This window comes from Pseudoalteromonas sp. 19-MNA-CIBAN-0066 (genome assembly GCF_040308705.1).
In the GTDB taxonomy this organism is placed as follows: Bacteria; Pseudomonadota; Gammaproteobacteria; order Enterobacterales; family Alteromonadaceae; genus Pseudoalteromonas; species Pseudoalteromonas nigrifaciens.
The window spans coordinates 38,212-51,792 of the sequence record NZ_JBEONZ010000009.1; the positions used below are offsets into that span (position 1 = coordinate 38,212).

The following is a 13,581-nucleotide window of genomic DNA, read 5'->3' on the forward strand; positions in this document are numbered from 1 at the left end:
TTATTAGGCTTTTTTCATACTGCCTTGCTCTTCAAGGCGAATATGCCAGCTAAACGCTTCTTCTAGTAAATGAGGTGTGTGTCCGCCTCGCTTACAAGCGCGCTCATAGTAATCTAGCATGGCGTCACGGTAATCTGGGTGCACACAGTGCTTAATAACTTGTACAGCACGTTCACGTGGCGCTAAGCCGCGTAAATCAGCTAAGCCTTGCTCGGTTACTAATATATCAACGTCATGTTCGTTATGGTCAACGTGGCTTACCATAGGTACTACACTCGAAATAGCGCCATCTTTAGCAATCGACTTAGTAACAAATATCGCTAAATGCGCATTACGTGCAAAGTCACCCGAGCCGCCAATACCATTCATCATACGAGTACCACAAACGTGAGTTGAGTTTACGTTACCGTACATATCAAACTCAAGCGCAGTATTAATTGCCACTATGCCTAAACGACGTACTATTTCAGGGTGATTCGACACTTCTTGCGGACGTAACACTAACTTATCTTTATATTCTGATAGGTTATTAAATACTTTTGCATTACAACGCTCTGATAAAACAATTGAACTGCCTGAAGCAAATTTAAGTTTACCGGCATCAATTAAATCAAAGGTCGAATCTTGTAATACTTCTGAGTACATTGTTAAATCTTCAAAATCAGAATCTAACAATCCCATCATTACCGCGTTAGCAATATTACCAATACCTGCTTGTAATGGCCCTAGGTTTTCTGCCATACGCTTTTGTGCTACTTCTTCTTTAAAAAAGCTCACTAAGTGGCTGGCAATAGCCGCTGTATCTACGTCAGGGTCGGTAACTGTTGAAAACGAATCGCTCTGATTAGTAAAAACAATGCCAACAATTTTAGCAGGATCAATTGGAATAGCCGTGCTACCAATACGATCATCTACTTTAGTTAAAGGAATTGGTTGGCGCACAGGGCGATACGAAGGAATATATATGTCATGCAAGCCTTCAAGTTCAGGGCTGTGCAACATATTTATTTCAATAATCACTTCTTTAGCAAAAATAGCAAAGCTTGCAGAGTTTCCTACCGAAGTAGTAGGCACAATATGGCCTTCTTCAGTAATGGCTACCGCTTCAATAACCGCCACATCAGGCATAGTTAATTGATGATTACGCAACTGCTCAACGGTTTCTGATAAATGCTGGTCAATAAACATTACTTCGCCGTTATTAATCGCTTTACGTAATGTACTATCTACTTGAAAAGGCATACGGCGGGCTAGCACACCCGCTTCTGTAAGTAGTTTATCTAAATCATTACCTAACGACGCACCGGTCATTAGGTTTATTTTCATTGGGTTATTTTTAACACGCTCAACCAGTGCTCTTGGCACGGCTTTAGCTTCACCGGCACGAGTAAAGCCACTCATGCCTACTGTCATTCCATCTTTAATAAATTGGCTAGCTTGTTCTGCTGACATTACTTTTTGGTGCAGATTGCTATTGCGGATACGTTCTAACTGCATACTACTGAGCCCCTTTTTAATTTGGCGTTATTTTAAGTATTACAGCGCACTTCGCAATCTAGACTTAGGTCGCATTTACTAAATTAAGTTACGCAAACACAGAATAAAGTGCCTTGATGGTAGTAATTTACTTTAATGTACGAACATTTATATAAATTTAATATGCTGATATAGCGTAAGTTTTAAGTGAGTATTTAAAGTATGGGATTAAAATTGGAAAAAAGTAGAATAATGAGAGAGAAATAAATTGAATAAAATGTAGTTTAAAAATTGGCTTAATTATAAGTAATTAGTTTATACACCCAACGTTGCTTGAAGTATAAGGTGACACAGAATTCTGAACGCCCTCTAGCTTTATGATGCGAGATTTCTTTAGAGTAATTTTTTTACTAATACCCTTGCCTTCTCGACATCAAATGCTTTAGCGGCATACCCTTGTGTGAGTAACTCTTGTGGTAAATACTCATCAAACTTATCAATGGCTTTTTCTGCAATTGCTTCAGCTAAGTCAATTGCTGATACGGTTTCATCATTTTGAAAGCTTTTAAGTGCCTCAATAACATCGTCGATAAAGGCTTTTTCAACTTCTATAACGCCTGCAAATGCACCAGCACCAAAACCTTTGTTGATAAGTACAGCAACAAGTGTATTTACAACTTTATCTCCGGCCCAAGGCAGAATAACGACTGTATTACCATGCTGTATAAAGTGTGTGCTTTTAAGGTTTGCTGATTGAAAGAAATCAACCGCTTCTTTGAAAAGTGATTGAGCAACCTCATCACCAAACTCAATTTTTTGTTCGCCAACTTGAATTCTGTAATCTCCTTCTCTCAATATTGTCAGCATCTCTTGCCTTACTACATCATGTACAGCCATCCCTGTACCACCGAACTTAGGTGGTTTCCCGCCTTTTGCATGCTGTACTGAAATCACTTTTTTGTCAGCATCAACCAACTCAACAACCCAACGCTTGCCAGCAAATATAATATGTTGCCCTTCTAAAATTAGGCTGTCTATGGGCAATGTCCCTAGTGTTTTACTACCAGTCACTATTCTAAATTCTTCAGGGGTTTTAAACACCGCATAAAACGTATAATGATTTGTTACTTTTTCACCCATGTGGCCTAAAACAAGTTCACCACTCCCTAACTGAGTAATAAGCTCTACTTTTCCCATGTGAGACAGCAAACCTTTAAAGTGGGTAATACTAACCTGCTGAAACGGCCCATCTTTGCACAGTAATACGTAGATTTGATCTGCTCTTATACCACCCCATTGCGCGATGAGCGCTAAGACTTGATGTAGTAATGTCGAAAAGTGATAAAGCGAAGTGTCTGCGGGTTCGTACCATTTGCTTGCAACCAGTAACCGTATCATCGCCAGCGATTGAACTAATTCAAGCCGAAGTTTATCTGCAATATTTGATTGCTCTGTAAGGTCGGCCTCTGTTATCAGCATTCGCAAAACACTAGCGCCACCACGCCTGCCTGAACGACCCATTCGCTGCCGTAAGCTTGCAATAGAATGTGGCGCAGTAACTTGCACAACAGAGTTAACTTTACCTATATCAATGCCTAACTCCAAAGTCATAGTACATATTGCTGTTGTTGGAATTTGATCTTGCTGAAGCCGAGCTTCAAGTGTTTCTCGCATTTCTTTGGCTAACGAGCCGTGATGTGGAAAAAACTCGTTAGGCACAATGTTGCTCTCACACATCTCTGCAAGAGTAGTTGCAATGCTTTCGGTGCGGCTTCTGCTGTTGGCAAATACTAGGTGGTTTCCACCACGGCAAAGGCCATATAAATCGTTACATACTCTTTGCTCCGCAGTAAGCGTCTCATCTGTTACTACAGCGCTTTCAATGTATCCTTTCACTTGCATTTTTAACGATGATGAAGACTGCGTTTGCTTTATTATTTTACAAGGTAGTGATTTATTTGGTCTTAAAGATGCTGGGACACTTTCTAGGTCACCTAAAGTGGCACTTAAAGCCGTTCTGGGTATTGGCGAGTTTACGCGGCCAAGCAGATGCTCTAAGCGGTGCAGTAAACTCAACAAGTGATGGCCACGCTCAGTACCAATAAATGCGTGAAATTCGTCTATAACTATATGCTTTAAATTCTGAAAAGCAGATTTTACCCAACCACTGTCTCTTATTAATAATGACTCTAGGGACTCAGGCGTTATTAACACCATGCCGGATGGATTTCGTTTCAGCTTATTTTTTCGACCTTGCGAGCTATCACCATGCCAAGGTGTAACTTGTATGCCTAATAAATCTGACAAGCTTTCGAGTCTTCGGTCTTGATCGTTTATTAACGCCTTTAGCGGGCTGATATATAAAATGCCCACACCGCTTACTTCATCTGCGATACTACTTATTGCAGGTAAAAAAAATGCTTCCGTTTTACCTGCGGCAGTAGAGGCACTAATAAGCACATCAGTATTGCCTGAGAGGATAGGATCAATTGCTAAACATTGTATCTCTCTAAGTCGATCCCAACCTTGTTTAAAAATCCACTGCTGAATGCGAAAATCGAGCTTTTCGTGTGCGTTGATCATAATTTAAAGTCAGCTAGCTCATCGTCTTCAGATTCAATATCTAACTCTACATCGGAAGGTTTTTCCTGTGCTATATTAACATTTTCTATTAAGCTGTCCCACGAAATGTTTGGATTTTGATCAATCACGGCAAGCATATCTAAAAACGCTTTGATCGTATTTCTTGGTGTTCTGAAGTAAGCGTCTCCAATTGTTTTACTGCAATGGACTAAAAATGCTTTTAGGGACTCGTCAGGCACTAAATATAACGATTCATCCCCTGATGCGAAAACATGTCTAAGGTTTTTAAGTAATATGAATAACTCTTCTGGCGTTAAACTTGCCAAATGTAATGCTGGAGATGAGTAATCAATAACACCAGCTTGTTTTGCAAATGTATTGCCAGCTAAGCGAGATTGCAGCGCTTCATAACTATATAAGCCTTTTCTTGGATCAAGTAAAAACTCAGGTGTACCACCCAGTAAAAACCCTAAGTACTCAGCCGATCCTTGTAAGCAGTCGTTGAGTATTCTTAGAATTTGCTCGTAATTTGATAATCGTGCTTGGGTGCTATTGAGTTTGTATAAATTTACCATTTCATCGAGGTTAACTAATAACCCTTCGTAGCCAGCTTGCCTTACAAATAAGCTCATAAGCTTTAGAGAGTCATAAAACGATGCATCTGAAATAATACTTCTGATACCAAGATCTTTGCGAGCATCTGTTTTTGTAGCATATTCTGCTCTTAACCATTTTACAGCGTTGTTTTTAAGTTGCTCGTTATCTGTTTCATGGCCTGTCCAGTATGCTTCGATAACTTTTGCAAAGTCGTAACCACCTACAAGCTCAGAGAGTGACGCGAGCCTTTCGTGGATCACTGTGGTTATTTCCTTGCTTGTATTATCAGCTTCTTTTCGTGCTTCGGTAATAAACTTTTCAACCACACTGGTCAATGCATTACCATCAGGCTTATTACGAGTAGACATGTTTCTCATTAACTCAGAATACAAGTTTCTGGCTTGTCCTGATGATGCATGAATACGACGGTCGGGAGATAAATCCGCATTAACAGTAACTAGCTTTCGCTCTAATGTTATCGCTCTTACAACACTTAAAAAGAATGTTTTACCTGATCCATATTCACCAATAATTAACCGAAAAGCAGAGCCGCCCTCTGTCACTCTGTCGATATCTTTAATGAGCGCCTTAAGTTCATTACCACGGCCTACTTGTATATGCTGTATGCCGACTTTTGGGGTAACACCCGATTTAAGAGACTGTATAATTGCATCGCGCTCTTTTGCTCTAATTTTTTTTGCTGCCATTGTTATAACTCCCTTATCTCTTCGACTATTTCTTCATCAATGTATATATCACCATCGTCTTCGATTACTGGTGCATCCACTAAATCAAATGACCAGTCATTGATGGTTTCTATAGCACCATCGACCATTAATTTTAGCTCACTACACATTTGGGCTACCTCTTCGCGACCCCATTGCGCTTTAGCACATAGCTTTTCAAACAACTGGCTATGAGCCAGATCTAATCCATCAACTTCGTTTGTCAGCTCTGAGACTTCAATATAATCGCTTTCATCTTCACCTGAGATAAAGATCTGTTCCAACATATTTTTTGCTTCTGTTGTTTGGCTTTCATGAAGGGCTAATATTGTTTCATCTAAGCTAAATTCTGATGAGTTTTGATTACTTAGTGCTGGTTGGTGACTACTTGTAGTAAGCTGATGAATATCACTCGTAACAGACTCTTTATTCAACCCTAAATTTGTGTAGAGTTTTTCGATTTGCTTTACTTCTTTGTTATCAACATTGCCATCAGCGAGCGCAATAGACAGAATAAACCGTTTCACAAATTCTATTTCTTTTACACCTAAATTATTAAGTCTATTTTTTAACCCCGTATTACCTGATGGTGTAACTAATCGCCATGTAAGATAAGCCTTTAGAGATCGCTTTTCTGTATCCGTTAATTTTTCATCATGAGCAATTAGCTTTTCTAACTCTGAACTTTCTGACTCATCTACAATTCCATCTATATTTGCAACCATAGCACCTAAGCGCAGTGCGACACCGACTTGATTAAACGCATAGCTAGGGACGAACTCTTCCCCATGACCTGGATAAAATAATACAAGTTTGCCATCTAATTTAGGTTTTGTATGGTGATAACGTAAGTCAGGCGCAATACCAATATCAGCAAAGCTAGCTAAGTTATAAATGAGCTCACCTTCTTTCTTATTTATCGCTTTTGGTGCTGGTAAGTCTGTTTGCAACCAAAAATCAGCTACATTTGTTACCCCATCATGTTCTAAAATGATAGTTTGGGCCCACGTTTTAAACTTTTCGATTAATGGTGATGGTTGGCTATTAGCGATGGCACGAGGCAACAGTATTAATGCAGCTAAATCATCTTTGCTTGTATTAGTCTTAGCTAAATAACGGCTATAGCTAGCTAGTTCCTCAGTGACCATATCTGCTATTGGAATAAGCTTTTTTATAGGTGCTTTTAATATGCTCGGGTCAGGCAAACCGTCGAGTAAAACTTTAACGCTAGGGATGCCACCACTGGCAGCAAAGTACTCAGCGTTTAATTTAGTTTTATTTACTTTTACTTGCATCCCTTCTGGGAATTTTTGCTTGTAGTAAAGTTTGAAAAGTGAATCAAACTCTACATCGCAGCGTCTAGCTGCTGTTTTTAGATTGTATTGGTCTGTATTTTTAATCCACTCAAGTGCTAGTTCATCACTCACTCTTTCTGTGGCAACAACTTGCTCTGAAAGACGTAATTTAAAAAGTAGTGAATGACGCGTCTTCGGTAATATATGTTTTTTACTTTTAAATAATTCAGGTTTAAGTAAATACATAAATTCCAAAAAGTTTGCTGAGTAACCAGCAAAAGAACGATTTGAAATAAACACCTTGTGCAAACGCAGTACTTCATAAAAAATGTCTTCAAATTGTTCATCTCCAACTTTATCAACTTGACCATTTTCAATAACAAATCTTTCAAGTCCATAAAAGTACAAAAACACGAATCCTACTGGGGTATTGGCCGCGCTTCTGTCGGTTGCTAACCAGTCAAGGTAGGCTCCTCTACACTGTCTAGAAAGCCTGTTATAACTCGGCCAGTAACCAAGTGAATCATCTGTATAATAACCTAGCTGATGCCCCAAAGGGGTTGATGCGGGTAAAATTGGGTTTAATAATGCAGGCTCAGAGTCATAACCTCGAAGAGACTCCATTTTTTCACCTAAGTAAATAAATCCTCTTAGCTTGCGCTTGTGTATAATAGTTTCTTTCTTCTTATCAAGCCATTGGGCTTTTCTTGTACTTTTAATGTTTGCATTTTGAGGTTCTGTGCTCTCAAAAATATTAAATGTAGCAAAATCGTCCTCAGAATGTGTTGCACTATGGGCACTCTCTATAATTGGCGTAGGTTTATTAACAGCAGTGGTGTGAGTTTTTGGATTAGTCTGCTTTGCTGTGGTTAATTCAGTAGCTTGTTCGTGTAACTCAACACTAACTGATGCTTTTGTAGTTGTAATAGGAGCCATCGAGCTAGTTACGTCACTCGAAGGTCTAGATAAAGAAGGCTTAGATAAAGAATGTTTAGAAGCAGCCGCATCACGAGTTTCTTTTATATTTTGACTCGGGTTACCTAGCACTCTAGGCTTTGTTTTTTTTGAATCTGAGCGTGAACTTGTAATTAACCAAATTATCAATATAACAACTGCAATTATAAAAACGAATTCCATGCAACATCCCTTTAAAAATGGTTGGCACCATTTTGTTATTTAAAACTCCATCTACTACTAACATACCACTAAAAAATTCATAAATGTATAGTACTGTTGCTAAGTAATTTCAATTATTCTTAAGCAAACAATAAAACCGTCTTTAATAAAGCTTACTATGTATAGCAATTCAAACTGTTACTCGGGATTAACTTGATCACCCGTAGTAAAATGTCAAACTTACAGAATTCAAAGGCTAAACTGAACTTGGTTCATAATTAAAAAGTTGCCGCAGGTGGAGTACCAGCAAGAATTAAAGGCTCAAAACATGTAATACATAAAATACTACCTAACCCTTCAGGCTCTCTCAAAAAACGTCTAAGCTTGAATAGTTTTGCTTCATCTAAAGATAGAATTTTATTAGAGGTGTAGTTTTTCCCTCATCAGGTAAAAACACTTTGGAAACTGTAGACATAAATTAAGCTTTTAATTCCATTTAAATGATCATACTTAAGACAGCTAATTTAAAAATCAGAATATGGTTAAGCAAGCTTTAATAGCTTTATTTAAAAAGGATATGTTTATGAAGTATATTAAATTAAATTTGTAACACCCAATGTTGTTTGAAGTATAAGTTGACATAACCTCACTTGCTTTTATTGACCCACAGCGCCGCAAGTGAAGTATAACTTGGCATAATATTGAAGCTTATAATGGCATAAAGTTACCAAATATAAGCATTATAAAGCTAGTCTCATAAAAATACTGCCAAGTTTAGTTGACTGCTATGTGCCAATTGCTGACATTGGTAACGCCACCTTAAGCGGTAAGTAGTAGTTGCCTAAAATGTGAAGCGAAGCGGAACACAGCAAACTGCTGCGAATCCTACATTAAGGCATTGTTATACCTTAAAAAGCTTAGAATCAAACAATACATGCTTTTGCAAATTCTTGTAATTGTTCATAATAGTCAGTCATGGAGAAGTATCTTGCCTCAAATTCATCCATTGAGGTTCCGGAAGAACTAAAATACGTATTATCTCCAAGTACAAAGTCAGGAACTTTACTGCCTGCTATATCAATAAAGCTATTTCCAATCAGTCCGAGATCTTTATATAACTCTAAGCCTTGCGATAATACTGAATTCACATAACCACTTTCTAGCTCAAACCCTACAGGCTTGCAAATTTCAGCTAATTCGGTGTGTGTTAAGTCATCTATTTCAGATAAAGTTAAACCAACATTTTTGGAACAAAGTTCATTTAATAAACTGTCTAAGTTCTCAGCTCTGACGTCTATACCTTTTAATTGAAAATTAGAAAACAATACATCAACGAAAAACGGGAATAATGCACCTTGATCTTGGTACTTAACAGCATTTGAATAAGCTTCGTAAAATGCAGAAAATTGCTGAGAGAGTAGCACCTTCGGTTTTAATCGATGTAAAACTTCTTGAGGTAGATTCAAGATGAAACGTACTAATTTTGCCGACAAACCGTACGCTTCAATAGGGTCGACTATCGAAAATGCATTTGCAACCTTATGTGCTACGACGGAATATTCAACTAAGTTTTCATCATATAGTTCTTTATAAGAATTTTCAGCAAGCTTTTTACTTTCAAGAGCCTTTGATACTGGGTTTTTAATTGAATCAATAATTATTACTTTAGAGTTCAATTCTTGAGCAACAGCTGAAGCTTCCAACATCGCACACAAACTAAAAGGTACTCTTGCTATTAATTCTTGTTCGACATTCAAGAACCGAGTAAAGAAAATAGGTCTATCGCTAGGCATTCCAGATTTTGAGAATAATAATCCACTAGAAAATCTATACTGCCAAGGGCTGGAGGTATTAGCTTGCGAGTTTTGAGTATTATAATAACTCGGGTATTTTATAAACTCGATTGCATCACGAAGTTTCATTTGTTTATCAAAGTGATTTAGAGGTGTACTTATACCCAATTTTTCTGCTTCATAAAGATCACTTCTACCTGAGTATATTTGTTGAATTATTTTTAATCCCCACAAAGTACTATGAGCATCAAACCAGTGCTTTGCCTCATGATGAAGTAGTGGTGCAAATTTAAGAATTTGTACATGATCATCTGCTTCTTCAAGCTTTAACTGAGTAGCATTTGGTAAATCTTTCGCTGTAAGGCTATTTAAAAATATACATTGACTAAAAAAGCAATAAGAGCCTGCTGTAGTGTAATTAGGCAGAGAAGCTATTGTCCTCGATCGTCCTATCTTGCGTTCTAATGGATTCATTTTAATATCTTATATCTATTTCTGAGACTCAACGCCTATAAAGGTATAACGCTTCGCTAACGGGCGAAAAATTGTTGGCTAAAATTAGCGAGGGAAGAGCACAAGCTACTATTTTCCCTTCACTTTTAGCGATTTATTATACCTCGACCTCTTCGCTTTCGTGAGTTAATACGACATCTTTAGTGTATTCAGAGTATGATTCCTGTAAGTACTTTAGACCATCAGAATTATCAATATTAATATCTAATTGTTCCCTCAAAAACTCTAATCTATGTTTACACTCTTGAATCAGTTCGCCCCAAGTTTTCACCCAAATAGTGACACCATCAGCATCATAGATGATTCCTTTCCCTTTATTATCTTGTTTTAGCCGTCTCTTTGCATATGCATCGAGATCATTGGATATAACCCAAAAATTCCATTTTGTCTTTAGATGCTTGAACCGTTCATCTTCAGCAACAGCGAATGCATATGATTCAATTTGATTTATTTCATCCTGCCCTATTTTTACTTTAGGTGCTTTGAGTTCAACAACTAAATGTTCTCTTTCATCAGAATGATTTTTCCCAATGCTTCGAGTCAACATTAAATCGACAATACCCACTCGGCCATCGACTCTCTTAACTGGTTTATCAAGCTGTATATCTACTCGTTTTTTATTCAAGTGTACTTTAAGAACTTCACTGAGAGATTGATCGTTAACAGTTAATGAAAACTCATCGCCAAAAACCCAAGTATTTTCTGCAAGAATTTTATGTAGCTGCGTTCGCTCTTTTAGAACTTTCTTTTTCTCTGGATGAAAAAGTATCTCTTCTAACCCAGTTACAAATTTCAAGCGATCGGATACGACCTTAGATGCACTGATTATTGATGATAGAGATGCTTCTTTTAGTAACTCAGCAAGCTCTGATTGCTTACCCTTCGTCAAGTTGAGAACTTCAGTTAAAATGATATGCAAGTCATCAGGATTAGAGCCAACTATTTGTTTTAGCAATCTAAACTGAAACTTTTTAAGTTTGATATCTGATCTGTCAAATTCTGGTATTTGCTCACTAATATTTAAAGCTAAAATATCAAAAACTTGTCTTTCAGCTTCTTCAATTGGACCACTTAAGACATTTGAATATGGGTAAACATTTTCGTTTTTCCATTTTTCGATTTTATCTGCAGACAATTCAATTCGGCGCATCATGAAGTGATTTTTTAACGCTGATATTGCTGTTTCAATAGGTTTGGATAAGGAGGGTTCTAAATCACCAAGCCCCAATGTCCCAATTGTATTTAGTTTACTAATATGTCCTGATTTTAAGTAAGCTGTATATGAAAAATCACCTGTTCCTCGAATATTTTTTTCATAAGGTAACAGTGGGAAGCCATTGTTATTACAAAGCTGAACCTCATTAGCGGTATTGCAGTTCCACTCTATAATCTGTAATTCATACTGATACTCAACATTATCAAATAGCACATTATCTAAAGGAAGAATAGTTTTGTGTTTTATTTGGCTCTCTGGATTAACCAATCCGCTATCAACATAAAGCTTAATTGATTTGTATTGTGATAGGTATATGGCAAAAACTGATGAAAAATACTCAAGCAGTCGCTCTTTATTTATAGATGTAAACTCTTTGTGCGGTTCGTATATTGAAACGGTTGTTCCTGTAGATTGGTTACCGCTAATTTGGGGGGATGTTGGGTAAAATATACCTTTGTTATCAGCTTTACCTTTCATTGTGTATGAAAGGGTATTCTGACCATCAAAGAAAGACGTATTCCATTCAACCATCCTTCCTATAGCAAATGATTTAAACCTACCTTGACCTTCTTTACCATGTAAGAAGCGTCCTTTAGGTGAAACCCCTTTTTGCCCTTTCCATGAACCACCAAGGGAACTAAATAGCTTTTTAGAGTCTTTATGGGCAATTCCCATTCCATCATCTTTTATATGGATTGCTTTTAACCCAAAATCAGTACGATCTATTGTAACTTGCACTAAATCCGCGTCAGCATCAAAAGCATTCCAAACTAGCTCAGTCAAAGCACTTAAAACTGGTGCTCGAGAGACTTTATCCAAATGATCCTTTTTTACTTCTACTTTAATTAAATTTTCCATTTAACTTCCAAATTTGAATAAAACACTAGAGGTATAACGCCGCACTAAGCGGACTTAAATTGTGGGTTGTAATGTGTAGCGAAGCGAAACCTAACCCACTGTTTTAGTTCCGTTTAAGTGCCTTTTTAAATTTAATTTACCACGACTCTTTTTTAAACCCTTTATCATCAGTGCCCTTAGGAGCTTCAAACCAATCTCCGTTTGGCTCGGCATAATCAGCATACATGCCTGACATTGTTTTATTTTCAGAAGTTAAGCGCCCAGCAGTCTGCTTGAATTTAGATTGATGAGAATCCCAAACATACTCTTCATCGGGTAGTTCTACTTGTACTTCGTCACCTGTTTTTTTCGTGTAAAATAAGCGACCACTGGAAATGAGCTTAATACTAGAGGCGCTAATATTAAGACTGCTACTCTGCTCGAAAAGAACATTAGATTTATATGCTCCCCACGACCCATCCAGATATTCATAATATGGTTTCTCCAAAGCTAATTCCATGTGGCGCCCTTGAATCCCGTAATATTTGACTGATTCTCCGTAAAAACCAGTCCCACTTTGAGTCATGTATTTAACAGCAAGAATATATTGAGGTGATTCTAAGTGCGTCGTATAGACTTTAACTGCTTTTATACCTAAACCAAAATCATAAAATGCAGAGAGTAACCCTTGGGTCTCTTTATCTAAATACAATATAAAACCATCAATTTTATATTGATCGATAGTGCTAATGATGTAGCCGTCCCCTACGTCCTTAGTCATCAAGGGTTCCTTCCAACGAGATACTAAATCAATTAGGTTCCTGCTTGAGTTAGATCTTTCTAATAATATAATTAGTGAGTTATATACTTCATCTAGGTTGTCTTGTTTCGAGGAATTGATTGCTCGTACTAAAGAAGTTAATGATGGAAATACATTTAATTCTTGCTTCTTAGGCTCTTGCTCTCTAGATTGAATATCGACGTTCGGAATATCAATAGGCACAACTTTTCTTTTTACAACGGGATTAGATACTGAGTTTTCAACAGGATCTGGGCTACTTGAATAGTAAAAACTACTCAATAACGCAATTATTGCAACTATTACTCCGATACCTGTCCATTCGCCTCGAGAAAGAAAATCTGAAAATCTACGCATATTATCCTATTAAATTTAACAACTTTATCAGAGGATACTTTCCCTATTCTAGCGCGAAAACATCCTTATTTAATGAACTTATATTAATAGCAAATAGTGTAAGCTATTGCCAGCTATAAATATTATGCTTTCTGTAGCTTATATAAATATGTAAAAAAGAGGAAAGTGTCCTCTTATTCTTACTAAGTTAAAGACGACTCACCTGAATGACCGCTATTCGCTCAAGTAAGACCCCGAAAAGTTGTTCATATAGCTATCTAGGTTAGCGCTATCA

The 13,581-nt window shown here is 37.3% G+C and carries 7 protein-coding genes and 1 pseudogene; all 8 read right to left on the bottom strand.

Annotation, left to right across the window (positions count from 1 at the left end):
• Positions 1-3 precede the first annotated feature (3 nt).
• The gene (gene scpC, locus AAEZ18_RS07660; protein ID WP_086999312.1) at positions 4-1,497 is read right to left on the bottom strand and encodes a succinyl-CoA:acetate CoA-transferase ScpC; all 1,494 of its coding nucleotides are present in this window, start codon (positions 1,495-1,497) and stop codon (positions 4-6) included.
• Positions 1,498-1,869: 372 nt separating this feature from the next.
• A complete protein-coding gene (locus AAEZ18_RS07665) occupies positions 1,870-4,059 on the bottom strand; it encodes a DEAD/DEAH box helicase (protein WP_350594370.1) in 2,190 nt (729 codons plus the stop codon).
• Positions 4,056-5,363, bottom strand: a complete 1,308-nt coding sequence (locus AAEZ18_RS07670) for an ATP-binding protein (protein WP_350594368.1) — start codon at positions 5,361-5,363, stop codon at positions 4,056-4,058. Before AAEZ18_RS07670 ends, AAEZ18_RS07665 begins: the two co-directional genes overlap by 4 nt.
• 2 nt (positions 5,364-5,365) lie before the next feature.
• Positions 5,366-7,813, bottom strand: coding sequence for a tellurite resistance TerB family protein (locus AAEZ18_RS07675; RefSeq protein ID WP_350594365.1), 2,448 nt, complete (start codon positions 7,811-7,813; stop codon positions 5,366-5,368).
• Between the two features lie 257 nt (positions 7,814-8,070).
• Positions 8,071-8,220 (bottom strand): annotated as a pseudogene (locus tag AAEZ18_RS19920) (DUF7830 domain-containing protein); the annotation flags it as partial.
• A 495-nt stretch (positions 8,221-8,715) separates the two neighbouring features.
• Positions 8,716-10,059 carry a hypothetical protein gene (locus AAEZ18_RS07680; RefSeq protein ID WP_350594363.1) on the bottom strand — a complete coding sequence of 448 codons (1,344 nt, stop codon included), beginning with the start codon at positions 10,057-10,059 and terminating at the stop codon, positions 8,716-8,718.
• Between the two features lie 136 nt (positions 10,060-10,195).
• Complete coding sequence (locus AAEZ18_RS07685) at positions 10,196-12,172, bottom strand: ATP-binding protein (protein ID WP_350594362.1); 1,977 nt, start codon at positions 12,170-12,172, stop codon at positions 10,196-10,198.
• Between the two features lie 136 nt (positions 12,173-12,308).
• Positions 12,309-13,307 (bottom strand): hypothetical protein, encoded by a 999-nt coding sequence (locus AAEZ18_RS07690; protein ID WP_350594361.1) that lies wholly within the window; start codon positions 13,305-13,307, stop codon positions 12,309-12,311.
• Positions 13,308-13,581 lie beyond the last annotated feature (274 nt).

Bases quoted from the DNA above. Each gene is read 5' to 3' on its own strand.
- scpC (WP_086999312.1), bottom strand. From the start codon at position 1,497: ATGCAGTTAGAACGTATCCGCAATAGCAATCTGCACCAAAAAGTAATG.
- AAEZ18_RS07665 (WP_350594370.1), bottom strand. From the start codon at position 4,059: ATGATCAACGCACACGAAAAGCTCGATTTTCGCATTCAGCAGTGGATT.
- AAEZ18_RS07670 (WP_350594368.1), bottom strand. From the start codon at position 5,363: ATGGCAGCAAAAAAAATTAGAGCAAAAGAGCGCGATGCAATTATACAG.
- AAEZ18_RS07675 (WP_350594365.1), bottom strand. From the start codon at position 7,813: ATGGAATTCGTTTTTATAATTGCAGTTGTTATATTGATAATTTGGTTA.
- AAEZ18_RS07680 (WP_350594363.1), bottom strand. From the start codon at position 10,059: ATGAATCCATTAGAACGCAAGATAGGACGATCGAGGACAATAGCTTCT.
- AAEZ18_RS07685 (WP_350594362.1), bottom strand. From the start codon at position 12,172: ATGGAAAATTTAATTAAAGTAGAAGTAAAAAAGGATCATTTGGATAAA.
- AAEZ18_RS07690 (WP_350594361.1), bottom strand. From the start codon at position 13,307: ATGCGTAGATTTTCAGATTTTCTTTCTCGAGGCGAATGGACAGGTATC.